This window comes from Actinophytocola sp. KF-1 (assembly GCF_054661535.1).
This window is the reverse complement of sequence record NZ_BAAFVK010000005.1, coordinates 66,469-90,148: the sequence shown is the minus strand read 5'-3', so window position 1 is coordinate 90,148 and position 23,680 is coordinate 66,469. Positions and strand designations below refer to the sequence as shown.

Sequence of the window (23,680 nt, the reverse complement as noted above, 5' to 3'; positions counted from 1 at the left end):
GGTCAGCGCTCGGTGGTACCAGACGGCACCCAGGCGGCCGGTGCGGGCTCGCGCACCGCGGCGGCCAGTTCCTGGCCCACCGAGCCGACGATCCGGTGCAGTGCGTAGAACACGTCGTCCAGGACCGCGTCGTGGTCGGCCCGTGCCGCCAGGTAGGCGTGCGGTCCCGCCGCGATGACCACGTACCAGGACCGGCGCCCCTCGATCGGCAGCTGCCGCAGCACGTCGCCCTGCTCGGCGAGGACGGACCCGGCGAGCGCCACGAGCGAGGCGGTGCCCGCCGCGAGGCGTTCCGCCGCGTCGCGGTCGGCGGCGTCGTGGTCCCGGTACGCGTGCGCCCGCAGCATCCCGTCGGCGGTCACCGCCATCACCATCTGCAGGCCGGGGACACCGTCCGCGGCGAGCAGGTTCTGCAGCAGGTACTGGACTCGTTCGGTCATCGCTGTCGGCTTTCTTCGTCGTCGCGCGGCCAGGCCGGCGGGTGAGCTGGTCCGGACTCGGCGGCAGCGGCCTGGCGACCGCGTTCCGTGCCGCGCTGCAGCTGGCTCAGCTGGGTCCGCGTGGTCGCGACGTCGATGTCGTCCGCGAGGAGGTCGGGGGGATCACCGGCGATGCCGCGCGTGACGGGTGGGTCGAGCGTGGCGCCGCGCCTGCGCCTCGGCAGCGGCGGCAGCGCACCGGGCGACAGGACACCCGGTGACGGCGCGGCGGGCGCGTCCGCCACCGGCGCGCGGGCGTGCCGGGGACCCGGGTCGTGCGTGGCGCCCTCGGCCCACGCGGGCGCCGCCGCGGCCGCCACCAGGGCGAGGTCGTGCCCTGCGGTCGCGGCCTCCGCCGGGCCGAACCACGTCGACGCGGCGGGGCCGGCGTCGTGGTCGTCCGCCGGGAACGCGGCCAGCAGCTCCGTCGGCAGCGTCACGACCGCCGACAGGCCCTGGAAGGCGGAGGTCTGGAAGGCCACGACCATGCCGAGCGCGCGGGACAGGTGCGCCACCACGAAGAACCCGAGGTGGCCGATCGCGTCCTCGCGCACCATCACGTCGAACTCCGGCGGGTTGCGCATCAGCTCGTTGACCGCCGCGAGCGCCTCGCGGGACAGGCCCATGCCCGCGTCCGCGATCTCGATCGCGACGCCGTGCGCGGTCAGCTCGCCGGACACCCGGATCTGGCTGCCCGGCGGGGAATACCGGACGGCGTTGTCCATCAGCTCCGACAGCACGTGCGCGACCTGGTGCGCCAGCAGCGGTTTCACCGACACCTCGGGGATGTGCTGCAGCGAGAACCGCTGCAGCTGCCCGGCCGGGTCGGCGCTCTCCGGCGGCGAGGTCTCCGTGGCCGCGCCCTGCACGATGTGGAACAGCGGCACGGGGTTGCGCCGCTGGCGGCGCGGCTGGTCCCCGGCCAGCACGATCATGTGGTCGGCGATGCGCCGGGCACGCACGACCTCGTGGTCGATCGTGTAGAGGAGCCGCAGGGTGTCCGGGTTCTGTTCCTTCTCCTGCGCCGCGAGGACGGTCGACAGCAGCCGTGCCACCGGGAGCTGGATGCGGTGCGCCAGCTCCTTGAGCACCCGCGTGGTGCCCTTCCGCAGCAGGATCTCCCGCCGCCGTGCCTCGAGGTCGGCGACGACCGCGTCGCGGAAGCGGGCGGCGACGCCACCGATCTCGTCGGCGCCCTCGTCGAGGAGCTGCACCTCGTTGCGGACGTCGGTGTCCGCGTCCTCCTGGATCCGGCCGACCAGGTACGGCACCTCCTCGGTGGCCACCTGGTGCACGCCGTTGGCGAGGCTGCCCAGCCTGCGCGACACCCGCCGCGCCAGCCGCACACCGATCACCGCCGCGACCGCCGCCGCCGCGGCGAGGGCGCCCAGCACCAGCGCGGTCGTCCAGAACTGCCGGGCGCCGGTGTCGTCGGCCTTCGCGGCGATCACGGTGGCCTGCCGGATCGTGAGGTCGACCAGCTGCCGGGACACCGCACCGGTCAGCTCCGCCCACTCGCCCGCGCCGACCGGGAACGGCACGTCCACCTCGTCGCCGTCGGCGCGGTGCGGGTCCGGCCCGCGTGCGATCAGCGCGTTCTCGACCGCGCCGAGCCGCTGGAACGCCGACCCCTCGACGACGTTCCGGTAGCGGTCCTGGACCTCGGGCTCGAGGTACTGCGCGGTCGTGTCCAGCTCGCTGCGGTAGGCCCCGACGAGCCGCTGGAACTGCTGGTACTCACCGGCCGCGAAGCTCCGGTCGGCGAGTGCGCCCGCGGCGAGCGAGCCCGCGCGCGACATGCCGTCGGCGACCCGGAACAACCCGACCGCGGCGATCGCGGACTGCGTGATCCCCGCGTCTGGCACGACCCTGGCCTGCGCGTCGAACAGGCGCGTCGCCGCGTCGAGGACCTCGTTGTAGTACGCGAAGACCTCGGCCGCGTCCGCGGACCGCGACTCGACGGCGCTGCGCCGCGCCGGCAGCTGGTCGAGCAGCTCGGTGAACGCGGTCAGCCGGTCGGTGATCGCCGCGGGCGCGCCCGCCAGCGCCCCGGACGCCTCCTGCATGGCCCGCAAGCCTTGGGACGTGCGGGTTTCCTGCCTGCGCAGCGCGTCGACGTCGGCGTCCGGCGCCGCCAGGTAGGCCAGCGCGTGCTGCCGCTCGGCCTGCAGCTCGGCCAGCGCGGGCACGGCGGGCACGGAGACCTCCTGCACGCCGGCGCCGATGATCTTCAGCTTGAGCGCGGGCAGGCCGGCCTGGACCACGCCCAGGAGGACCATCACACCCAGGAGCGCGACGAGCGTCAGGGTCGCCAGCCTGAGCCGGGTGCCGAGCGAGGGGAGGCGACGATGCTGCTCGGGCGGCGCCGAGCGTCGGTCGTACACCTGACTTGTCTCCTCAGGGATGTCGGTGCGCGGTGGGGACGTGCGGCACCGGCCGTCCGGCGGTCGGCCGGACGGGTGCGCGCGGGGAGGGGTTTGCTAGCGGACCGTCGCGTCGGGCGCCGCGCTGAGCAGCTGCCCGGCCATCCACGGCGCCTCGAACAGGCGCACGACCGTGTCCGCGAGTTCGGGCCGCCCGGCGGCCTCGGCCAGGAGCCGGCGCACCGGCGGCGGGGGCTCCAGCAGCAGGGACGTCAGCTGGGCCGCCGGGTACGCGCGCTGCTGCCGCCACTCGTCGGAGCAGGACGTCAGGAACGCCTCGTCGAACGGCCCGGCGTGCGCGAGCGCGCGGCGGGCGAAGATCGCGGCGCCGTCGGAGGCGCTGTTCGCGCCCTGCGCGGCGAGCGGGTCCATGCTGACGGCCAGGTCGCCGAGCGACGCCACCGGCCGCCCCGAGCCCGGCAGGCGGCCCACCGGCGCGCGCACGGCGGTCCGGACCGCGCCTGCGAGCGTGCCGCGCTCGTCGACCAGCGTCGCCCGGCGGCACCGGGCGGCGACGCTCGGCGCGAACTCACGCAGCAGGCGCAGGAGCAGCTCGGTGCGCGCGGCGGGGTCCCGGACGTCGCCGAACGCGTCCAGCGGCCCGCCGGGCCGGGCCTCCAGCAGGACGATGTGGCAGGTGCGCCCCTCGCTCGTGGTGCGGTCGCCGAAGTACGCCGGGATCAGCAGGATCTCGCCGTCGGGCAGCAGCGCGAGCTGCACGTCGTTGTCCGGGGTCGGCTCGACACCGTCGAGGTAGACCGCGACGAGGCGGCGCGCGGGCGGCGCCGACGGGAACGCGGGGTCGACCGGGAAGAGGTCGGCGAGGTCGCTGCCCTTCGGCGACGCCGTGACGACCACCATGTCGTGCTCCTGCGCCAGCCGGTCGACGTACGCCGCGGTGATCGGCTGCCCCGGCTGGCTGTGGATGGCGACGCCCCGCTCGCCGAGGAGGCCGAGCCACGCGGCGAACCGGTCGGGCTGGTTGACGGACACGGCGGGGTTGGTCAGCGTGCCGCGCCACTCGAACAGGACCTGGCCCTGCTCGACGGCCTGGAACCACATGCCCCGGATCTGCGGCGCCTCCGGCCACAGGTCCAGGCCCAGCGCCCGCTCGTGTTCGCGGGTGCGCCACACCTTCACCTGGGTGGAGCGGACCGGCCCGGCGGCGACCTCCTCGGGCGGGGTCGGGGTGAGCACGGTCGCGTGCCCGCCGCCGTCGCGGACGTGAGCCGCCATCTGCAGCGCCGTCTCACCGGCGCCGACCACCAGCAGCCGCATTCCCATTCACCACTCCAAGAGCCGTCGGTCGATTCCGGGCGCGAAGCCCAACCCGTGCTGTGTGTGCGCCCACCGTGCCAGCCCGGGCCGCCCGGGGGAATGCCGTCCCCTCCCTTGATCATCGGGAGCTGTCTGTGTCAACCGGACCACGCCGTTCGACCATGTGGGTGACATCCCGGTGCTCTCCCGGGGACGTACCGGTAATCACCGGGTCCGCACCGGGACCCGCGCGGGCCACAACGGACAACGGCGCTGACCCGTCGCGAATCCGGGGGCGCGGCGGGCGCGCGTGGCGCTGCGTGCCGCCGCACCGCGATGTCATGCTCCAAACGGAACGCGTCTGTCCGGATACTCGCTCGTCGAACAACTCGGGAATCGCCAGTGACCACTTCGATCTCACCCGTCCGCCGGCGCGCCGCGCAAGTCGCTTCTTTCCCGATCGGCACGGCGGGCCGGTCATGAACGAGCTGGTGCCCGCGGAGGACCACGCGGCGACGTACGCCGCCCCGCTGGGCGGCCTCGTGCTCGCGGACCTGGGTGTCACGGTCACGGCGGCGTTCGTGGTCCGCTTCCCGCGCGGCAGCACGATCCCCGGCACCGGCTACCGCGTCGGCCGCTGGGGCGAGGTCAGCCACTTCGCGCCGATCAGCCGCGACGATGCCGAACGCCTCGCGGCCGGCGCACTCGACGGCCTCACCACGATGTGCCGCATCGCGTTCGCGTTCGCCGACGTGGAACGGGTTCCGGGGGAGCAGGTCTTCCGGAAGGTCGTCTGCGACCGCTGCCTCCTCGCGGCGCACGACATGCCCGAGCTGCTCCTGCTCTGAGCCGCCGTTTCGGCGTTCTTCCCCTGGGTACGTGTACCGGCTCCAGCGCCGCGTGCCCCGGGAGGCCGACCATGGCAACGAGCACCACGGACCGCGTGAGGACCGGGATCGGCCTGCCGGGGACGATCCTGGGCATCGGGCTCGGCGGTTTCGTCGACGGCATCCTGCTGCACCAGCTCCTCCAGTGGCACCACGTGCTGTCCAGCGTCGACGGGTACTCGCCGGACACCCTGCCGGGGCTGCGCATGAACACCGTGGGGGACGGCCTGTTCCACACGGTCACGTGGCTGGCCGTCCTGGTGGGGCTGGGTTTGCTGTACGCCAGGGTCACGCGCGCCCGGTAGGCGTGGCGGTCGCGGGCGCTGTGGGGCTGGGTCCTCGTCGGCTGGGGGCTGTTCAACCTCGTGGAGGGTCTGGTCGACCACCACCTCCTCGGCATCCACCACGTGCGGGCCGATGCCTACCAGCTGTGGTGGGACCTCGGGTTCCTCGCGCTCGGCGCCGTGCTCGTGGCGGCGGGGTGGCTCCTCCAGCGCGGCGCGGCGCCGGTCGGTGAGCGGTGATCGCGCACGAGGCGCACACCGGGTCCGGTCCCGCGCCGTTGCTCGCCGGCATCGCGTTGCTCGCCACCGGGTACGCGGTGCTCGCGGCACGCGCACACGCCGACCCGCGGGGCTGGAACCGTTGGCGCACCGCGAGTTTCCTGCTCGGGACCGCGCTGCTCGCCGTCGCCGTCGTGCCCGCCGCGCTGCCCTACCCGCACGGCGACTTCCGCGGGCACATGGTGCGGCACCTGCTGATCGGGATGCTCACACCCATGGCGCTCGCGCTCGGCGCGCCGGTCACCCTGCTCCTGCGGAGCGTCCCGGCGCGCTGGGGGCGCGTGGTCGGCCGGGTGCTGCGCAGCCCGTTCGCACACCTCGTCACCCACCCCGTCACGGTGCTGCTGCTGAACGTCGGCGGGCTCGTCGCGCTGTACACCACGCCCCTGTACCGCCTGACCACCGGCGACGAGACCCTGCACCACCTGGTGCACCTGCACTTCCTCGTCGCGGGGTACCTGTTCGCCTGGGTCGTCGCGGGCGCGGATCCCGCACCACGGCGCCCGTCCGTCCCGGCCCGGCTGGTGCTGCTCGGCGTCGCCATCGCCGTGCACGCCACGTTGTCGCAGCTGATGTACGCGGGCATCGCGGTCACCGTCCCGGTGCCGGTCGCGGAACGCCAGGGCGGCGCGCAGCTCATGTACTACGGCGGCGACATCGCCGAACTCCTGCTCGCGTTCGCCCTCGTCACGACGTGGCGGCCACGCGCTCGCACCGTTCCTGACGGGGTCCTGTCCGGCACGGCGGGCCGTGCCTGCTGATCACGTCTCCTTCGCGGCCCGCCCGTGGAGTTCGACGCAGCACTCGCCGCTGCGCGGGGCGAGTTCGGCGGTCAGCGTCCGCGCTTCGAGGCCGTCGAGCAGGCCGGTCAGGAAGGCGTGGTTGATGCCGCACACCAGCTCGGGCGACGTCGCCGCCATCGGGTGGAACGGGCACGAGCGCAGCCGGACCGAGGTGCCCGGCTCGTGCACGGGCTCGAACCCGTGCTCCCGCATGGTGGCGGTGGCCAGGGTGAGCGCGCGTTCGGTGCCGAGGCGCCCGGGGCGCGTGCGCGCGCGTTCGTCGGCGCCGGTGCGGCGGCCGCGTTCGTACGCGGCCTTGCGGACGGCGTCGCGGGAGGCGGCGTCGAGGAGGATCTCCGCCAGCAGGTCGTGCTTGCGCGGCGGGATGCTGACGCTGATGTCGGTGTCGGCAGGCCGGTAGACCTTGGGGGCGCGGCCCACCTTGCGCAGGCCCGCCACCTGCCGGTAGTCGGCCTGGAGGACACCCGCGTCGACGAGCTTGTCGAGGTGGAACGCGGCCAGCTTGCGGGAGATCCCCACCGCCGCGGCCGCCTCGTCGCGGGTGACGGGGCCGCGGGCAGCGCGGATGAACGCGTACATGCCGCGCCGCAGGTCGTCGTCGAGCGCGGCGACGGCCCTGATCGCCGGGTCGCCCGTCACCCCGCCAGGATAACACCAATGATTGTGTCCCATGTCGCGTGCTCTTGACGACAAGGACCGTAAAAGACCAAGCTTTGTTGGCGTAATCGGACGGGGAGGACCGCTCATGAGCTCTGCACCTGCGTTGCGGGTCGTCCACGAACCCGGTGCCGGCGTCGACCTGGCGGAGGCCGAGCAGGCCGCGGCCACGTTCCTCCGCGCGCTGGGCATCGACCCGGTGACGGAGAGCCTGCGCGGCACGCCGGGCCGGATGGCGCGCGCCTACGCCGAGCTGTTCAGCCCCCGGCCGTTCGACCTGACGACGTTCCCCAACGACGAGGGCTACGACGAGCTCGTCCTCGCGCGCGGCATCCCGGTCCGCTCCGTGTGCGAGCACCACCTGCTGCCGTTCGTCGGCGTCGCGCACGTCGGGTACCTGCCGGGCGAGCGCATCCTCGGGCTGTCGAAGCTGGCGCGGATCGTCGAGCACTTCGCGCGCCGCCCCCAGGTGCAGGAACGCCTCACCAAGCAGGTCGCCGACTGGCTCGCCGAGCAGCTGCGCCCGCAGGGCGTCGGCGTGGTGATCGAGGCCGAGCACACGTGCATGACGTTGCGCGGCGTGCAGGCCGTCGGCTCGACCACGGTCACGTCGACCCTGCTGGGCACACTGCGCGAGGACGCCCGGTCCCGGCAGGAGTTCTTCGCGCTCGCGGGCTTGCGCGCCTGACCGTCGCGGCACCTATCGTGGATCACGACGACGCAGTCGAGATCCCCCGGGGAGGACCGTTGACGGGCAATGTCGCCGCGCCCAGCGCACAGGAGGTCGAGCAACTCCGCACCGACGGCATCGTCGGCAGGCAGGGCGCGTTCACGCCGGAGTGGGCCGACCGGCTCGGCGAGGACATCATGACCCTGTTCCACGAGGCGCTCGAGTCGCCGGGCACCGCGGTCGGGCGCGGCCCCAACCGGTACTACGTGGAGATCCACCCCGAGCGGCTGCGCGGGTTCGTCGACCTGGTCACGCACCCGTGGGTCACGGGCATGTGCGCGGCGGTCCTCGGCCCCGGGTACCAGATCGTCGAGGTCGGGTTCGACGTGCCGCTGCCCGGCGCGGTGAACCAGCCGTGGCACCGCGACTTCCCGTCCCCGCCGGAAACCACGCGGGACGGCAGGCTCACGTCGCTCGCGTTCAACCTCACCACGGTCGACGTCACGCCCGAGATGGGCCCGTTCGAGATCGCGCCGGGCACGCAGTGGGACGACAGCCCCGAGTTCGAGCACGGCATGTTCCCGCCGAAGAGCCACTGGCCGCGCTACGAGGCGCTCGGCCGCCGCAGGCTCACGCGCCGCGGCGACATCTCCGCCCGCAGCGCGCTCACCATCCACCGCGGCACCGCGAACCGGTCGACGACCCCGCGGCCGACGCTCGTGCTCGGCGTCGACGCCCCCGGCGCGGGCAACGACGAGCGCCACGACCTCATGGTCACCCGCGCCTACCACGCGCGGCTGCCGGAGTCACTGCTCGCGCACCTGCCGTGCCGCGTCGTCGACGAGCTGGAGCCGATCGAGCAGAAGCACACCATCGAAGGGCTCGTGATGGGCGCGCCGTGACCGCGGTCAGCTCCTCGCGCCAGGCAGGTCCAGTTCGACGCCGTTGAGCAGGTCGCGCACCTCGGAGAGGCGGGTGGGCCAGCGCCGCACGACCGTCCGCCACGCGGTCCACAGCGACACGCCCTGTGCCAGCACGACCACCGGCCCCTCGCGCCACGGGCTCGCCACGACCGTGCCGACGCGGTCCGGGGTGCCCGGCTTGGGTGGCCCGCCCGGGAGGAAGTCGACGATCATCGCGCCCGTGCCGCCGGTCAGGTCGTCCACCAGGCCGCGCATGGCGAGGTGGTACCCCCGCAGCCGGGACCGTTCCGCGGGATCGGTCGGCATCGGGCTGGCCGGGTACGCGGCGTTGTAGGCGGCGACCGAGGCGTACTGGCGGAGTTCGGGGAGGACCACGGCTGGACAATACCTCCCGCCGCGTGCCCGGCCACCGGGTCTGCCGGTACCCGTTCACCGGCTGCGCCGGGAATGCGAAATCCGGCACCGGGGAATGTCAAAGTAATTGATGCCGCAATAGTCGCGTCGCCTCGAGTGTCCCGCTGTCATTCCGGCAGGTATCGTCCGGGCGAGAACGACGTTTTCGTGAAGTCGGGGAGGTGGCGATGACGGATTCACCGGTGACGGTCACACCGATATTCGACCAGCTTGTCGCTGAGTTCGGCCGGCGCGACCGGACGGTGCCGGAGAGACCGCAACAGGCACCCGCCGCAGGCCCCGGCACGCCCGCCGACGAGACTGCCGCGGAGGCGCACCCCGGCACGGCGGTGTGACGCGCGTGGCGGGCGGGGCACACCTAAGCTGTGGTCGAGGTGTGCCGAGCAGGAAGACGAGGTCTCCGGATGGCACCTGGTCAGGCGGCGGCTGACCTGACGGCGGCGGTACGGGCCGCCCGCGACGGCAGCGAGGCGGCGTTCCGGCAGCTGTACCGCGAGGTGCAGCCCGGTCTGCTGCGGTACCTGCGCGGGCTCGTCGGCACGCAGGACGCCGAGGACGTCGCGGCCGAGGCCTGGTTGCAGATCGCGCGGGACATCCGCACGTTCCGGGACGAGGGCGCCGGGTTCCGCGGCTGGGCGGCGTCCATCGCCCGCCACCGCGCCATGGACCACCTCCGCTACACCCAGCGCAGGCCTGCCGCGCACCAGACCGCCGACGTGCTGGCCGACCTGCCCGCCGGGGACGACACCGCCGCCGCGGCCGTCACCGCGGTGGCCACCGACGCGGCCGTCGCTTTCATCGCCACCCTGCCCCGTGACCAGGCGGAAGCCGTGTTGCTGCGGGTCGTGCTCGGCCTCGACGCCGGTGCCGCCGCGCGGGTGATGGGCAAGCGGCCGGGCGCCGTGCGCACCGCCACCTGGCGCGGGTTGCGCACCCTGAGCAGCAGGCTCGAACAGGCGGGCGCGCCGGACGTCACCAGCGCGATGCGGCCGGGCGACCTGACGCCGAGGACGGCAGGATGAGCACGCACCGACCGCGCCCCGACGGTGACGACGACCTGCTCATGAGCGTGCTCCGCGCCGCCGCCGCACCCGCCCACCCCGGTGAGCTGGCAGGCGAGGAGGCCGCGGTGGCCGCGTTCCGCCAGGCCGCCATGACCGAGACCGCGCCCGCCCGCCCGTCGGCGTTCCGGCGGGTGCTCACGAAGGTGCTGACCGTCAAGGCCGCGGTGGCCATCGCCGTCACCGGGTCAGCCGGCGTCGTGCTGGCGGCGAGCGGTGGCGTGCTGCCGACGCCGTGGTCGGCGGTCCCGCCCGCCGAGCAGAGCCCGGCGTCGACGACGGCGTCCGCCACCCCCACCCCGACCGGCGACCGGGCCGGACCGGACCCGTCCGCGCGCTCCGGCCCGCGCACCACCCCGGCCGCACCCGAGATCGTGGACCTGTGCCGCACCTACCCGGCGGCCAAGGCCGAGCACCGGGACGACCCGAGGTTCCGTCCGCTGATCGAGGCCGCGGGCGGTCCCCACGAGGTCGCGGAATATTGTGCCGCACACGCCCCGGCTTCGACGGGAAAACCGTCGAAGAACGAGCCGGGGAACAGCGCTCCCGCGAACTCCCCGAACACGGGTGAATCCGGCAAGAACAAGCCGGAGAACACGCCGGGGAACACGCCGAAGAACACACCGAAGAACACGCCGAAGAACACCGGCGGCGCCCCGCCGCCCGCGCCGCCCGGTGAATCCGTGAAGACGGGGAAGAACCCGCCGGCCGAGGCGACCACGCCACCGCACCCTGGGAAAATGGCGCAGCGACCGTCGCGCTGACCGCCGGAGGGCGGGAACCAGGCTCGTGACGGGTGCGTCGGTACCGGCACACCGGTCGCGAGCAGGGGAGTCCGTCGTTGCACAGCCGATCACGCGCCGCGGCGCTCCTCGCGGTCGCCGCCGCCCTGCTCGCCGTGTCCGCGCCCGCGCAGGCCGCGCCGCCGCGTCCCGGGCAGGTCGCGCTCGTGGCCGGGCTCGGCCCGACGGGCTTCTCCGGCGACGGCGGGCCCGCGAAGGACGCCAGGATCGAGGTCTCGTCGATCGCAGTCGGCGCCGACGGCTCGGTCTACCTGACCGACACCGAGCGCGTGCGGCGGGTGACACCCGACGGCGTGATCGACACCGTGTACGCCCCGGCCACCCGCGACGGCCGGGTGATCACCGGGATGGCGGCACTCCCCGGCGGCGGCCTGTACCTGACCCTCGACGACCGCGACGAGCGCGTGCTCGGCCGGATGGACCCGCGCGGCGTGGTCACGGTGGTGGCCCGCGAGGCCGCGCTCGGCGCCGCCACCTCCGGTCCCGGCACCGGTGACGACGTCGCGGTCGACGCCGACGGCAACGCCTACCTCTACGACGCCACGCGCAAGCGGGTCGTGCGGGTCGACGCCGCCGGCCGCGTCACCCGGGTCGGGCAGGCGGCGATCGACGTCCCCGGCGCGCGGCTCGCGGTCACCCGGGACAGGACCGTGCTCCTGACCGCCGTGCAGAACCCGGCGCACGCGGGCGGCAGCGTCCAGGCACTCGGCCCCGCCGGCCCGCCGCGCACGCTCGCCACCACGGCGACGCGGCCGCCGAGCGAGCCTGCCGTCGCCGCCGACGGGCGGGTGTACTACGTGGACCTCGGCCGCGAACAGGTCGTGCGGCTCGGCGAGGACGGCCGCACCGAACCGGTCGGCCCGGCGCTGGACGGCATCGGCGACCTCGCCGTCGGCCCGGACGGCGACCTGTACGTCAGCCGGGTCGAGTCGCTCACCCACACCAGCCAGATCCTGCGGCTCGTGCGGCACGGCGAGGCGACCGCCGCCGGCCCGGCGACCGCGGCGCGGTCGGTGTGGGCGGACGACGCGCCGGGCACCGTGCACACCGTGGCGGGCAGCGGGAAGCGCCCGCCGCCACCCCGCGAACCGCGGCGGGTCCCCGAGGACGAACGCGTGCCCGGCGGGCTCGCGGTCGGCCGGGACGGCACGGTCTACGTCGCGGAGCCCTACCGCCACCAGGTGCGGGCGATCGCGCCGGACGGCACCGTGCGGCGGTTCGCGGGCACCGGCGCGAGCGGGGAGACCGACGGCGTCCACCACGGCGACGTGGCGACCGAGGTCGTGCTGAACGGGCCGGCCGGGGTCGCGGCGGCGCAGGACGGCGTCTACGTCACCGCCAACGGCCGCCTCTACCGGGTGACCCCGGACGGGAAGATCGACACGGTCGCCACCGCGGCGGAGACCGGGCGGGAGAGCCTCGACGCGGTCCGGCTCGTGGCCACCGGACCCGACGGCGCCGTCCACTACGCCGACTACACGTCCATCCACCGGCTCACCCCGGAGGGTCAGGAGCTGGTCGTCGGTTACGCCCGCCGCCAGGAGCCGGGCACGCCGCAGGCGCTGCGGACGATCCTGCGCGGCGTCCGGTGGTTCGCCGTCGGCGCAGACGGCTCCGTCCGCTTCGTCCAGGAGGGTGGCGACGAGGTCGAGGTGGCCCGCCCGGACGGCACGGTCGGCACGCTCGCCGGCACGGGGACGGCGGGCTACTCGGGCGACGGCGGACCGGCCGGAAAGGCGGCGGTCAACAACGTGTCCGGCGTCGCCGTGGGCGCGGACGGGGTGACGTACTTCGCCGACACCGGCAACGACCGCGTCCGCCGCGTCGACCGCGACGGCGTCGTCACGACGGTCGCCGGCACGGGGAAGCGGGGCGGGAACAGCGCGGACGTGCCCGACCCGACGGGTGTCGCGGTGGGCCAGGACGGCACGCTCCACGTCCTCAGCGCCGACGGCCGGGTCCGCGCGGTCGGTGCGGACGGCGCCGTCCGCACCGTCGCCGACCTCGACCCGGACCCGGTGCGCAGGGCGGCGGACGTGCCGTTCAGCGCCGTCGAGTCGTTCGCCGTCGGCCGGGACGGCACGGTCTACGTGGCCAGTGCGACCGGTGTGCACGCGACCCGGCCCGGCGGCGAGCTGCGGCCGGTCGAGCTGTCGCCGCCGCTGGTGACGTTCGCCAAGTACGGCCCGACCGGCCCGGTCGAGGCCGGGCCGCTGGCCACCGGCCCGGACGGGTCGCTGTACCTGGTGCCGGACGCGGCGCTGCGCCGCCACCCGGACGGCGTGGTGGTGGCGCTGCTCGGCGGCGGCATGGACAACCGGATGGCCCGCCGGGCGCTGCGGGAGTGGGCGTCGCCGACGGACTACACGTTCCGCGAGGGCGATCCCCGCGACATCGCCGTCGGCGCGGACGGCACGCTGTACCTGAGCACCGGCGACGGCGTCTACTCGGTCGGCCCGGACGGCGCGCTGGACGTGGTGCTCGAGGCGGGCGAGCACGACCTGTTCGGTGGCATCGCGCTGGCCCCGGACGGCACCCCGCACCTCATCACCTACCTGAGCCGCGTGGACCGGGTGGTGGACGGCAAGGCCGAGCCCGTCGTCGGCCGCGCGCACGACGCGACCCCGGCCTTCGACGTGACCCTCACGGACCCGGAGGACGTCGCGTTCACCCCCGACGGCGTGATGTTCGTCAGCGCCGGGCCGGAGATCCACCGCTTCTCGCCGGACGGCACGGCCGAGGTGGTCCACCGCGGCGAGCACGGCCCGGTGACCCAGCTCGACGTCGGCCCCGGCGGTGACCTGTACTTCCTGCAACCGGACACCGCGCAGGTGCTCGTGCTGGTCAAGGCCGCCGACGCGCCCGCGGTCGCGGGCTCGGCGTCCACGGCCGTCGAGGTCGGCGCGGTCGTCGCCGTGGCGTTGTTCGTCCTCGTCGGCGGCGGCATCGCCGTCGCCCGGGTACGGGCCCGCCGCCGGTCCGCTCAGGAGGGCACCGGCTGACCCCGGGCGGGTGCCGGGTTGCAGACCGGGCCGCGGTCGTGGTAGCTAATCTTGTGTTAGCACTCGGTGGTGTCGAGTGCCAAAACTACTCGGATTTTGCGACGACCGGGCCTGGTGGGGCTTGCTCGGTGGTGGGTTGCCGAGCGGGCTCTTCCGTCGCGGGCGCCGGGCCCGGCCGTCGCGCGTTCGCACAGCAGGAGGACTGGACGCGATGGCGAAGATGCTGGCGTTCGACGAAGACGCGCGCCGGGGTCTGGAGCGGGGCCTGAACACCCTCGCGGACGCCGTGAAGGTGACGCTGGGACCGCGTGGCCGCAACGTCGTGCTGGAGAAGAAGTGGGGCGCGCCCACCATCACCAACGACGGTGTCTCGATCGCCAAGGAGATCGAGCTCGAGGACCCGTGGGAGCGGATCGGCGCGGAGCTGGTCAAGGAGGTCGCGAAGAAGACCGACGACGTCGCGGGTGACGGCACCACGACCGCGACCGTGCTGGCGCAGGCGCTGGTGCGCGAGGGCCTGCGCAACGTGGCCGCCGGCGCCGACCCGCTGTCGCTGAAGCGGGGCATCGAGCAGGCGGTCGAGGCGGTCACCGAGCAGCTGCACAAGAACGCGGTCGACGTGCAGACGCGGCAGCAGATCGCCGCGACGGCCGCGATCTCGGCGGGGGACAAGGGCATCGGCGACATGATCGCGGAGGCCATGGACAAGGTCGGCCGCGACGGTGTGATCACGGTCGAGGAGAGCAACGCGCTCGGCATGGAGCTGGAGCTCACCGAGGGCATGCGCTTCGACAAGGGCTACCTGTCGGCCTACTTCGTCACCGACCCCGAGCGGCAGGAGGCCGTCCTGGAGGACGCCTACGTGCTGCTGCACCAGGGCAAGATCAGCGCGGTGAAGGACCTGCTCCCGGTGCTGGAGAAGGTCATGCAGGCCGGCAAGCCGCTGCTGGTCGTCGCCGAGGACGTCGAGGGCGAGGCGCTGGCGACCCTGGTGGTCAACAAGATCCGCGGCACGTTCAAGTCCGTCGCGGTCAAGGCCCCGGGCTTCGGCGACCGCCGCAAGGCCATGCTGCAGGACATGGCGATCCTGACCGGTGGCCAGGTCGTCTCCGAGGACGTGGGCCTCAAGCTGGAGAACGCCGACATCTCGCTGCTGGGCCGTGCCCGCAAGGTCGTCGTGACCAAGGACGAGACCACGATCGTCGAGGGTGCCGGCGACGCGGAGCAGATCCAGGGGCGGGTCAACCAGATCCGCGCGGAGATCGAGGCGTCCGACTCCGACTACGACCGCGAGAAGCTCCAGGAGCGCCTGGCCAAGCTCGCCGGTGGCGTGGCCGTCATCAAGGCGGGTGCGGCGACCGAGGTGGAGCTCAAGGAGCGCAAGCACCGCATCGAGGACGCGGTGCGCAACGCCAAGGCCGCCGTCGAGGAGGGCATCGTCGCCGGTGGTGGCGTCGCGCTGCTGCAGGCCGCGGAGGTGGCGTTCGAGGGCCTGAAGCTGACCGGCGACGAGGCGACGGGCGCGAACATCGTGCGGGTCGCGATCGAGGCGCCGCTCAAGCAGATCGCCGTCAACGCGGGGCTGGAGGGCGGCGTGGTGGCCGACAAGGTCCGGAGCCTGCCGCAGGGCCAGGGCCTCAACGCGCTCACCGGCGAGTACGAGGACCTCGTGGCCGCGGGCGTCATCGACCCCGCGAAGGTGACCCGCTCGGCGCTGCAGAACGCCGCGTCGATCGCCGCGCTGTTCCTCACCACCGAGGCGGTCGTGGCCGAGAAGCCGGAGAAGGAGGAGAAGGCCCCGGCGGGCGCCGGCATGGACTTCTGATCGGGAAAGGGGGTCCCGGGACGGCCCGGGACCCCTTTCCGCCGCACGGAAAGGAGCGAAGGAACAGCACGATGACCGCGGTGATCTTCTTCTGCTGCGTCCTCGTCGCGGCCGTGGCCTACGTCGTGCGCACGGCCTGGCAGGAGCACGGCTACGACGACACCACCAGCTGACCGGTCCTGGCCCGCGCCCCGTACGAGGTGACCGCGAGCACGGTGGCGCCGAGCGCGCACACGCCGGCCACCGTCAGCGCGGGCGCGGGGCCGACGTGCTCGCAGAGCCACCCCAGCAGCGGGGCGCCGACGGCACCGGCGGCCGCGGCGACGGAGGCCTGCACCGCGAGCACCCGGCCGCGCATGTCCTCCGCCGAGTCGAGCTGCAGGCGGGTGCTCATCACCGTGTCGATCAGCACGGCACCCGCCGCGATCGGCAGGATCACCACCGCGAAGCCGAGCAGTCCCGGCGCCATGCCGCTGACCGCCTGCAACGCGCTCGTGACCGCCGCCGCGGCGAACAGCAGCTGCACGGACAGCTCCCGCAGCCGGGCCGCGAGCAGGCCGCCGAGCACGGTGCCGACGGCGAACACGGCGGAGAGCGTGCCGTACCCGGCCGCACCGGCCTGGAGCGGGCCGTCGGCCATCGCCGCCATCGTGACCTGGTAGTTGCGGCCGAGGCCGGACAGCACGAACCCGAGCGCGAACAGCGTCAGCAGGGTCCGGTCGGCCCGGACGTGGCGCAGGCCGGCCATGACACCGGCCCGTTCCGGCGTGCTGACGGCCAGCGGGTACAGCTCGGCGGGCCGCACCGCGTGGAGGGTCACGATCACCGCGACGAAACTGGCCGCGTTGACCAGGAACAACGCCGGTTCGCCCACGGCGGCGGCGATGACCCCGGCCGACGTCATGCCGAGCACGCGGCCGGTCGAGTTGATCAGCGACCCGATCGCGAGCGCGTTGCCGAGGTCCGCGCGGGGGACGGCCTGGCTGCCGAACCGCCCCAGTGCCGGTCCCTCGACGACACCGATCAGGCCGGACAGCGCGGTCAGCACGTAGAGCGTGCCGATCGGGGCCGTGGTCCAGACCAGCAGCGCGAGCACGACCGCGAGCACGGCGTGCGCGGACTGGCCGGCGACGATGACGCGCCGCGGGTCGAGCCGGTCGGCGAGCGCGCCCGCCCACGGGCCCAGCACGAGCGCAGGCAGCGCGCTGACGAGCACGGACACCCCGACGGCGGTGGCCGAGCCGGTGCGCGCCATCACCACCCAGTTCAGGCCGAACACCTGCATCCAGGTGCCGGTGACGGAGACGAGGTCGGCTCCCGCCCAGAGCCGGAAGTTGCGGTTGGCGAGCGCGCGCGCCATCGGCGGCATGTTTCGCCGCAAGACGTTTTCCCTTCGCGAGACCGGGCGAGCTACCCGAGAGGACACAGTGGAACGCTCCGGCAGCGCCGCCGAGCGCGGCCACGCTACGTTCTGCTTCTCGGGCGGACCAAACCGCCGCGGCGTGCGCAAGACGACATGCCCGGCTGTAACGCTTCTCCGTTCTTCCCGCTGTGGAGCCACATCCGCGCGATCGGGCCCGCGGACGGTCCAGTTGGGACGCGGCGCAGATCACGTGTGCACCCGCGGGATGCGCGGTGCGTGCAGCTGTGTTGACCGGTTGTGCACGGCACGTGCCCGCCCGGCCCGCGCGTCCGGGATCATGGCGGCATGGCTGTGGTGTGGTTGCCGGTGGACGAGAAGCTGCTCGGTGCGGCGCGGGGTTTCGCCGCCGCGTCGTGGCGGCGCGCGGACCTCGACGCGGCGTGGGTGAACGCGGGCTGGTACGTGCCGCCGTCGGGTTCGGTGGCCGCGGACGTGTTCGACGGGCTGGAACAGCGGCAGTGGACGGGTGACCGGCTCGTGTCGATCGGCCTGAACGCGGACGCCACGTCGATCGTGGCGGTGACGGTCGAGTTCGCCTACTTCGCCGAGGACGAGGAGGAGGAACCCGTGATCACCGAGGAACGCCTGTCCGCGGGGTGGTCCGCCCTGCCCCACGGCACCCGCGCCGACTTCGACGCCGTGTGGCGCACCGCGGCGGGCACGGTGGCCGAGGCCCTCGGCCCGCCCGAGGTGTCCGGCACGCACCACGACGAGTGGCACCACGCCATCTGGCGCGCGGGCGACACCCTGATCGCGGTGGTGCAGGGCGAGAACATCGACACGTACGGCTGCTGGGACGAGGCCGCGCTGTGGCTCGTGCCCCACCCGGCGAGCGAACCCGTCCTCAGCGGCCCGGCACTGTACGACGTGATGTGGGGGCGGCCGTAGGCGGGCACGACCGGCCGAAGTTCCGCGTCGTCGGCGTGAGCATCATCGCGACCGGGACCGCGAAGCAGACCGCCGCGCACGCGCCGAGCACGGCCGTGACGCCGAAGGCCTCGATGGCGGGCGCGATGAGCGCGAGCCCGGCGGGCGCGAGCCCGTACGACAGCAGGAAGTCCAAAGAGGACACACGGGCGAGCTTGTCCGGCGCGACCTCCCGTTGCGTCGCGGTGAACCACGGCACGTTGAACAGCTCGATGCCGAGCCCGGCGACGACGTACGCGGCCACGACCGCCAGCCAGTGCACGGGGAACAGCAGCGCGAGCGGCGCGAACCCGTAGCAGGCGAGGGCGGCGAGCGCGGTCCAGCCCTGCGCCCTGGGCCGCCAGCGGGTCACCACCAGCGCGCCGAGCAGCCCGCCGACCGTGTAGGCGGTCAGCGCGGCGGCGAGCACGGCCTCGGTGCCGAAGGCGTCCCGGCTGACGAGCGGCAGCACGACGCCGGTGGCCGAGTAGCCGGTGGCGATCACGGCGGTGAGCGCGCACAGCCCGGCGAGGAACCACGGGTGCCGCCGCGCCTCCCGCACCCCGTCGGTGAACTCGCGGAGGAACGAGACCCGTCGCGTGGCCGTCGCGTCCGCGGTGTGGCGGCCCGCGGGCGGGACGAGCGCCGCGCACAGCCAGACCAGGCCGGTGCCGACGAGGAGCGCGGACGTGCTGAGCACGGTCGCGAGCAGCGTCGTCACCGCGGGCGCGCTGAGCGTGACGACCCGGACGGACAGCGCCATCGCCGCGTTGGCGGTCTGCCTGAGCCCCGGTTCGACGATCTCCGCGACGAGCGCCTGGAACGCGGGCCGGCACGCACCCTGCCCGGCGCCGACCACGACGGCGGCGGCCGCCATGAGCGGCACCGACCGGCCGAGCCCGAGCGCGATCACGGGCGCACCCGCGGCCGCGGCGAGCCCCGCCCACAGCACCACCCGGCGTCGCGAGTGCCGGTCGGCGAGCACCCCGCTCACCGGCACCGCCAGCAGGAACCCGACGGTCCGGGCCGCGAGCACGAACCCGAGACCCGCAGCGCTCAGCTCACGGGTGAGCACCCCGAGCCCGAGCACGAACGGCAACGCCCAGGTCGCGAGCCCCGAAGCGGTGGCACCCACCCAAAGCCGCGCGAACGCCGCCTCCAGCAACACAGACCGCCCACCCCCGGCCGCCAACGCACCCACCCAACCCCCACCCCTAATCGAAAGTGATTGTCATTCTACATAAGCCCCCAGAACCCCCGCGAGTCTCCCTCCCAGCCCCCGCGAGTCGCCCTCTCAGACCCCGCGAGTCTCCCGTTGAGGACCCGCGAGTCTCCCGTTGAGGACCCGCGAGTCTCCCGTTGAGGACCCGCGAGTCTCCGGTTCGGGACCGCTGAGTTGGCGTTTCGCGCACGGGACGTCGGGCACGGAACGCCAACTCGGGCGTCCGGAACGAAAGACTCGCGGGTCTGGAGTGGGCGACTCGCGAGTCTTGAACGGGAGACTCGCGGGTCTCGGGAGGGGGACTCGCGGGTCCGGAACGGGAGACTCGCGAGTCTTGAACGGGGGACTCGCGGGGTCTGGGCGGGGGACTCGCGGGGTTATCTGGTGGGGAGGGGGTGGTGGTCGTGGGGGTAGCCGAAGTAGCGGGGGCCTACCAGGGACAGGCCTGCCGGGGTGGTCCACCGGGGGTCGCACGGGATGCCCAGGGCCGTCACGCGGTGGCCGTAGCGCAGGGACTCGGTGGTGATGGGTTCGCCGGTGTCCGTTTCGAGGACGCAGATCAGGTCCGGGGTCGTCGCCAGGACCTCGTCCGCGCTGGTCGCCAGCAGGTACTCGTTCTGGAACGACAGGTGCAGGTCCGCGTCCGGGCAGGCGATCGTGGCCTCGCCGCGGGCGAAGCCGCCCGTGGTGGTGCGGTGCACGTCGGTCACCTTGCCGGTGCCCAGGTGGACGCCGCCCGCCAGGGCGGTGACCGCCGCGACCGGGTCCTCGTGCGCCGCGCGTGCGGTGCGGGCCGCGGCGCCGAGGCGTTCCGCGAGGGTCACCGTGCCCGCGACCAGGCCGTCGGACAGCTGGGCGCCGGTCATGACCGTGTCCGCGGTGAACACCGAGCACCCGGTGGCGACGCACGCCGCGCGGGCGATGCGTTCCGCCCACACGTTGGACACCGCGTCGACCAGCAGCGTGTTGCCCTTGTCGTCGGCCACCGCCATGGGGCTCGCCGGGATGCCCGCGAGGGTGGGCAGCACCATCTGCGCCTCGGGGAACGCCCTGCCCATCGCGTCGCCGTCGACCACCGGCAGCCCGGTCGCCGCGGCCAGCGCGAGCGGGACCAGCGAGTTCATGCCGCCGATCTCGATCGGCACCAGGTGGGTCGCCGCGCTGCCCCGCGCCGCCTCCAGCGCACGCAGCGCCCGGAGCGTCTCGGTGCCGTTCGGCAGCTTCTCCGTGCTGACCGTCGGCGCGCCGAGCATCGAGACGGGGACGACCACCGCGTCGGGCGGGACCTCGTCGACGTCCACCAGCGTGACGGGGCCGTGCCGGGTGATGGCCGCCTCGGCGAGGAGCTTGCCGAGCCACGGGTCGCCGCCGCCACCGGTGCCGAGGATCCCGGCGCCGCGGGCGATGTCGTCGAGGTGGCCGAGCCCGATCTCACGCATGGGTCGCCCAGGCTCGCCGCGGTGCGCGGACGCGGTCGAGGTCGAGGTCCCCGACGGCTTTGACCCGGACCCGGGTGGCGCCGCCGGGCAGGTAGGCGAGCGGCACCTCGTCGACCTCGACGATCGCGACGCTGCCCGGCCGGGCGCCCGCGGCCTCGGCCCGGGCGACCGCCTCGGCCTTGAGGTCGCCGAGCACCCGCGCCCGGGTGCCGTCGGCGATCGGGACGACCCGGTCGAGCTCGCCGCCGACCTTGGCGATGGCCGCGCCGATCGCGTTGGCCACGTCGGCGTGCTCCGGCCGCCGCACGTCGGGCAGGCCGGGGAGCGCGCCGGGCAGCACGACGCTGCCACCGCCGACGAGGATGGCCGGCAGCGGCGCGGGCGAGGTGCGCATGCGGTCGACGGCGTCGGCGATCCGCGCGGCCGCGGCCGCCAGCACGGCCACCGCCCGGTCGTGGTCGAAGCGGCGGACCAGCGCGGTGGTCGTGCCGATCCTGGTCCGCCCGGCGGCGACGGCCACGTCGGTCAGCGTCAGCGTGTCCCCGCCGAACACCAGCCCCCTGCTGGTCAGCGCGAAGCCGACGCTCTCCGGCCCGACGGTGCACCGCGCCGCGTCGGAGAAGTTCTTCACGAGGCTGCCGCCGCCGATGCCGAGCGACAGCACGTCGGGCATCCGCCAGTTCGTGCGGACGCCCGCGACCTCGGTGGCCGACGTGGTCTCCCGGGGGAAGCCGCCGGCGAGCACGCCGATGTCGGTGGTGGTGCCGCCGACGTCGATCACCGCGCAGTCCGCGACACCGGCGAGGAAACCCGCGCCACGCATGGAGTTCGTCGGCCCGGACGCGAACGTGGCCGCGGGGAACCGCCTGCCGTACTCGACGTCCATGAGCGTGCCGTCGTTCTGGCTGAGCAACAGCGGCGCGGTGACGCCGGCGTCGGCGAGCGCACCGGTCAGCGCGTCCGCCAGCTCGTCGGCCAGGTCGGCGAGCGCGGCGTTGAGCACGGTCGCGTTCTCCCGCTCCAGCAACCCGATCCGGCCGAACTCGTGGGAGCAGGACACCCGCAGCCCCGGCACCTCGGTGCGCAGCAGCTCCGCCGCCTCGTCCTCCATGGCGCCGTTCACCGGCGCGAACACCGACGACACGGCGACCGACCGCACCCCGGCCGCCGCGATGTCCGCCGCCACCCGGCGCAGCTCGTCGGTGTCCAAACCGGACAGTTCGGCGCCGTCGTACTCGTAGCCGCCGTGGCACAGGTAGGCGCGGTCGCCGACGGCCGTGCGCAACCGGGCGGGCCAGCCGGTCAGCGGGGGCAGCGCGGCGGTCGCGGGCAGGCCGAGGCGGATCACGGCGGTCGGCGTGAGGCGGCGGCCTTCCACGACCGCGTTGGTGAAGTGCGTCGTGCCGATCATCACCGCGGTGATCGCGCCGCGCTCGAACCCGGCGGGCGCCTTCGCGAGCAGGTCGCCGATCGCGGTGACCACGCCGGTCGTGACGTCCTCGGTGGTCGGGGTCTTCACCGCGGCCACGACCTGGACGTCCTCGGCCTGACGGCCCGCGACCAGGACGGCATCGGTGTTGGTGCCGCCCACGTCGATGCCGATGCGCACTAGGCCGCGCCTTCCTCGACGGCGAGCTCCCCGGTGCCGCGCACCAGCCCCGCCTTGCCCACGACCAGGTACACCACGCCCGCCACCACGAGGGAGTTGAGCGCGGGGATGCCGAACTGCACCTGCTCGGTCCAGTAGCCCAGCACCGCCGCGCCCACCCAGATCACCAGCGTGACCGGCACCCAGCCGGGTTCGGTGCCGGGTAGCGCGCCCTGCCCGCGGGACGCGTCGAGCGCGGGCCGCCAGCGGCGCACCAGGAAGTACTCGGCCACCATGACGCCCGCGATCGGCGGCAGCGCGACGCCGAGCACGGTGAGGAAGTCGGCGAACCGGTCCAGGATCCCGAGCGCCGACAGCACGGTGCCGAGCACGCCGATCGCGATCGTCGCCACCACCCGGTTCACCCGCAGACCGAACACAGTGGACAGTGTGTTGACGAACCCGAGCGAGGAGCTGTACAGGTTCCAGTCGTTGATCTTCACGGTCGCCGAGACGAGGATGATGATCCCGACGGTGCCGGAGGTCGCCGCGAAGATCGTGACCACGTCGGCGGAGCGGATCGCGTACGCCAGGACGACACCGACCAGGCCGAGCACGTACTGGCCGAGGGTGATCGAGACGACGGTCTGCTTCACCACGTCCCCGCTGGTGCGGTTGAACCGGGTCATGTCCGGGGTGAGCACCGCGCCCGCGATGTAGGAGCCCGCCACGATCGTCGCGCCGGTCGCGACGGACATCGGCGCACCGAACCCGGCCGTGGCGAGCAGGTCGCCGAGGCTGTGCTCGGACAGCTCGCCGACGACGGACCACCCGGCCAGCACCAGGAACGCGGGCACGGTGACGTAGGCGATCCATGCCATCCACCGGAACCCGAACACGACGAGCGCGGTCACCGCGAGCCCGGTCACGATCGACCACAGCCACACCGGCACGCCGTCGACCAGCGCGTGCAAACCCTCGGCGAAGATCGCGTTCTGGATGCCGAACCAGCCGATCAGGCTCGTCGCGACGACCAGCCCGATCAACGCCGAGCCGGACCGGCCGAACCCGGTCCAGCGCGCGAGGACCGAAGTGGACAGTCCTTCCCGGACACCGGCGATGCCGGCGAGGATCGCGACCAGCTCGAGGATCACCGAGCCGAGTGTGAGCGACCAGAACGCGCCCCAGAACGACATCCCGGCGCCGAGCGTGGCGCCGAGGAGGAACACGGTCAGGTCGGAGAGCTGCCCGAACCGTTGCACGGCAACGGTCCACCACGGGTAGCGCGCGTGCTCCGGCACGCGTTCGAGCGCGTAGTCGTCGGCACCCAACATC

19 protein-coding genes and 1 pseudogene are annotated in these 23,680 nt (G+C 74.1%); 10 read left to right on the top strand and 10 right to left on the bottom strand.

All coding sequences use genetic code 11. The features are described from left to right. Positions 1-2 precede the first annotated feature (2 nt). The 3 genes from ACYQ77_RS16490 to ACYQ77_RS16480 form a co-directional block, all read right to left on the bottom strand. A complete protein-coding gene (locus tag ACYQ77_RS16490) occupies positions 3-440 on the bottom strand; it encodes a roadblock/LC7 domain-containing protein (protein ID WP_459712098.1) in 438 nt (145 codons plus the stop codon). Further along, positions 437-2,863 carry a sensor histidine kinase gene (locus tag ACYQ77_RS16485; RefSeq protein ID WP_459712097.1) on the bottom strand — a complete coding sequence of 809 codons (2,427 nt, stop codon included), beginning with the start codon at positions 2,861-2,863 and terminating at the stop codon, positions 437-439. The genes ACYQ77_RS16490 and ACYQ77_RS16485 overlap by 4 nt, the downstream gene beginning before the upstream one ends. Before the next feature lie 96 nt (positions 2,864-2,959). Continuing rightward, positions 2,960-4,186 (bottom strand): styrene monooxygenase/indole monooxygenase family protein, encoded by a 1,227-nt coding sequence (locus ACYQ77_RS16480; protein ID WP_459712095.1) that lies wholly within the window; start codon positions 4,184-4,186, stop codon positions 2,960-2,962. A gap of 452 nt (positions 4,187-4,638) precedes the next feature. Between ACYQ77_RS16480 and ACYQ77_RS16475 the strand changes: the two genes are divergently transcribed. The 3 genes and pseudogenes from ACYQ77_RS16475 (at position 4,639) to ACYQ77_RS16465 (ending at position 6,370) form a co-directional block, all read left to right on the top strand. Next, a complete protein-coding gene (locus ACYQ77_RS16475) occupies positions 4,639-5,007 on the top strand; it encodes a hypothetical protein (RefSeq protein ID WP_459712093.1) in 369 nt (122 codons plus the stop codon). A 71-nt stretch (positions 5,008-5,078) separates the two neighbouring features. Next, a pseudogene (locus ACYQ77_RS16470) lies at positions 5,079-5,570 on the top strand (DUF2243 domain-containing protein). After that, a complete protein-coding gene (locus ACYQ77_RS16465; RefSeq protein WP_459712091.1) occupies positions 5,567-6,370 on the top strand; it encodes a cytochrome c oxidase assembly protein in 804 nt (267 codons plus the stop codon). The pseudogene ACYQ77_RS16470 and the gene ACYQ77_RS16465 overlap by 4 nt, the downstream one beginning before the upstream one ends. On the opposite strand, the gene ACYQ77_RS16460 is transcribed toward ACYQ77_RS16465, so the two are convergent. Continuing rightward, a complete protein-coding gene (locus ACYQ77_RS16460) occupies positions 6,371-7,084 on the bottom strand; it encodes a helix-turn-helix transcriptional regulator (protein WP_459712090.1) in 714 nt (237 codons plus the stop codon). Between the two features lie 73 nt (positions 7,085-7,157). Here ACYQ77_RS16460 and folE point away from each other — a divergent pair, with 73 nt between their 5' ends. Further along, positions 7,158-7,757: a GTP cyclohydrolase I FolE gene (folE, locus tag ACYQ77_RS16455; RefSeq protein ID WP_459712087.1), complete on the top strand. Its 600-nt coding sequence runs from the start codon at positions 7,158-7,160 to the stop codon at positions 7,755-7,757. Positions 7,758-7,816: 59 nt separating this feature from the next. Continuing rightward, positions 7,817-8,641: a phytanoyl-CoA dioxygenase family protein gene (locus ACYQ77_RS16450; RefSeq protein WP_459712085.1), complete on the top strand. Its 825-nt coding sequence runs from the start codon at positions 7,817-7,819 to the stop codon at positions 8,639-8,641. A 6-nt stretch (positions 8,642-8,647) separates the two neighbouring features. Here the strand turns inward: ACYQ77_RS16450 and ACYQ77_RS16445 are convergent, their stop codons facing one another. Further along, positions 8,648-9,037, bottom strand: coding sequence for a hypothetical protein (locus tag ACYQ77_RS16445; RefSeq protein WP_459712084.1), 390 nt, complete (start codon positions 9,035-9,037; stop codon positions 8,648-8,650). 443 nt (positions 9,038-9,480) lie between these two features. Here ACYQ77_RS16445 and ACYQ77_RS16440 point away from each other — a divergent pair, with 443 nt between their 5' ends. The 4 genes from ACYQ77_RS16440 to groL all read left to right on the top strand — a co-directional run bounded on the left by ACYQ77_RS16440 (position 9,481) and on the right by groL (position 15,767). Further along, positions 9,481-10,098 (top strand): RNA polymerase sigma factor, encoded by a 618-nt coding sequence (locus ACYQ77_RS16440; RefSeq protein ID WP_459712082.1) that lies wholly within the window; start codon positions 9,481-9,483, stop codon positions 10,096-10,098. Next, on the top strand, positions 10,095-10,901 hold the full coding sequence (locus tag ACYQ77_RS16435; protein WP_459712080.1) for a hypothetical protein: 807 nt from the start codon (positions 10,095-10,097) through the stop codon (positions 10,899-10,901). The genes ACYQ77_RS16440 and ACYQ77_RS16435 overlap by 4 nt, the downstream gene beginning before the upstream one ends. Before the next feature lie 77 nt (positions 10,902-10,978). Then, a complete protein-coding gene (locus tag ACYQ77_RS16430; protein ID WP_459712078.1) occupies positions 10,979-13,942 on the top strand; it encodes an NHL domain-containing protein in 2,964 nt (987 codons plus the stop codon). 211 nt (positions 13,943-14,153) lie between these two features. Then, positions 14,154-15,767 (top strand): chaperonin GroEL, encoded by a 1,614-nt coding sequence (groL, locus tag ACYQ77_RS16425; protein ID WP_459712075.1) that lies wholly within the window; start codon positions 14,154-14,156, stop codon positions 15,765-15,767. Between the two features lie 151 nt (positions 15,768-15,918). On the opposite strand, the gene ACYQ77_RS16420 is transcribed toward groL, so the two are convergent. Further along, positions 15,919-17,127, bottom strand: a complete 1,209-nt coding sequence (locus ACYQ77_RS16420) for an MFS transporter (protein ID WP_459712073.1) — start codon at positions 17,125-17,127, stop codon at positions 15,919-15,921. A 348-nt stretch (positions 17,128-17,475) separates the two neighbouring features. Between ACYQ77_RS16420 and ACYQ77_RS16415 the strand changes: the two genes are divergently transcribed. Further along, the gene (locus tag ACYQ77_RS16415; RefSeq protein WP_459712072.1) at positions 17,476-18,078 is read left to right on the top strand and encodes a hypothetical protein; all 603 of its coding nucleotides are present in this window, start codon (positions 17,476-17,478) and stop codon (positions 18,076-18,078) included. On the opposite strand, the gene ACYQ77_RS16410 is transcribed toward ACYQ77_RS16415, so the two are convergent. The 4 genes from ACYQ77_RS16410 to ACYQ77_RS16395 form a co-directional block, all read right to left on the bottom strand. Then, positions 18,035-19,264 carry an MFS transporter gene (locus tag ACYQ77_RS16410; protein WP_459712070.1) on the bottom strand — a complete coding sequence of 410 codons (1,230 nt, stop codon included), beginning with the start codon at positions 19,262-19,264 and terminating at the stop codon, positions 18,035-18,037. The two genes, ACYQ77_RS16415 and ACYQ77_RS16410, sit on opposite strands and share 44 nt — an antisense overlap. A 431-nt stretch (positions 19,265-19,695) precedes the next feature. After that, positions 19,696-20,757 carry a DUF917 domain-containing protein gene (locus ACYQ77_RS16405; protein ID WP_459712069.1) on the bottom strand — a complete coding sequence of 354 codons (1,062 nt, stop codon included), beginning with the start codon at positions 20,755-20,757 and terminating at the stop codon, positions 19,696-19,698. Further along, positions 20,750-22,366 carry a hydantoinase/oxoprolinase N-terminal domain-containing protein gene (locus tag ACYQ77_RS16400; protein ID WP_459712067.1) on the bottom strand — a complete coding sequence of 539 codons (1,617 nt, stop codon included), beginning with the start codon at positions 22,364-22,366 and terminating at the stop codon, positions 20,750-20,752. Before ACYQ77_RS16400 ends, ACYQ77_RS16405 begins: the two co-directional genes overlap by 8 nt. Beyond that, positions 22,366-23,679, bottom strand: coding sequence for a purine-cytosine permease family protein (locus tag ACYQ77_RS16395; RefSeq protein ID WP_459712066.1), 1,314 nt, complete (start codon positions 23,677-23,679; stop codon positions 22,366-22,368). Before ACYQ77_RS16395 ends, ACYQ77_RS16400 begins: the two co-directional genes overlap by 1 nt. Position 23,680: the final 1 nt, after the last annotated feature.

Excerpts from the sequence above, each read along its gene's own strand:
- ACYQ77_RS16490 (WP_459712098.1), bottom strand. The coding sequence starts at position 440 with ATGACCGAACGAGTCCAGTACCTGCTGCAGAACCTGCTCGCCGCGGAC.
- ACYQ77_RS16480 (WP_459712095.1), bottom strand. The coding sequence starts at position 4,186 with ATGGGAATGCGGCTGCTGGTGGTCGGCGCCGGTGAGACGGCGCTGCAG.
- ACYQ77_RS16475 (WP_459712093.1), top strand. The coding sequence starts at position 4,639 with ATGAACGAGCTGGTGCCCGCGGAGGACCACGCGGCGACGTACGCCGCC.
- ACYQ77_RS16460 (WP_459712090.1), bottom strand. The coding sequence starts at position 7,084 with ATGGGACACAATCATTGGTGTTATCCTGGCGGGGTGACGGGCGACCCG.
- folE (WP_459712087.1), top strand. The coding sequence starts at position 7,158 with ATGAGCTCTGCACCTGCGTTGCGGGTCGTCCACGAACCCGGTGCCGGC.
- ACYQ77_RS16440 (WP_459712082.1), top strand. The coding sequence starts at position 9,481 with ATGGCACCTGGTCAGGCGGCGGCTGACCTGACGGCGGCGGTACGGGCC.
- ACYQ77_RS16435 (WP_459712080.1), top strand. The coding sequence starts at position 10,095 with ATGAGCACGCACCGACCGCGCCCCGACGGTGACGACGACCTGCTCATG.
- groL (WP_459712075.1), top strand. The coding sequence starts at position 14,154 with ATGGCGAAGATGCTGGCGTTCGACGAAGACGCGCGCCGGGGTCTGGAG.
- ACYQ77_RS16420 (WP_459712073.1), bottom strand. The coding sequence starts at position 17,127 with ATGGCGCGCGCGCTCGCCAACCGCAACTTCCGGCTCTGGGCGGGAGCC.
- ACYQ77_RS16415 (WP_459712072.1), top strand. The coding sequence starts at position 17,476 with ATGGCTGTGGTGTGGTTGCCGGTGGACGAGAAGCTGCTCGGTGCGGCG.
- ACYQ77_RS16405 (WP_459712069.1), bottom strand. The coding sequence starts at position 20,757 with ATGCGTGAGATCGGGCTCGGCCACCTCGACGACATCGCCCGCGGCGCC.
- ACYQ77_RS16395 (WP_459712066.1), bottom strand. The coding sequence starts at position 23,679 with ATGTTGGGTGCCGACGACTACGCGCTCGAACGCGTGCCGGAGCACGCG.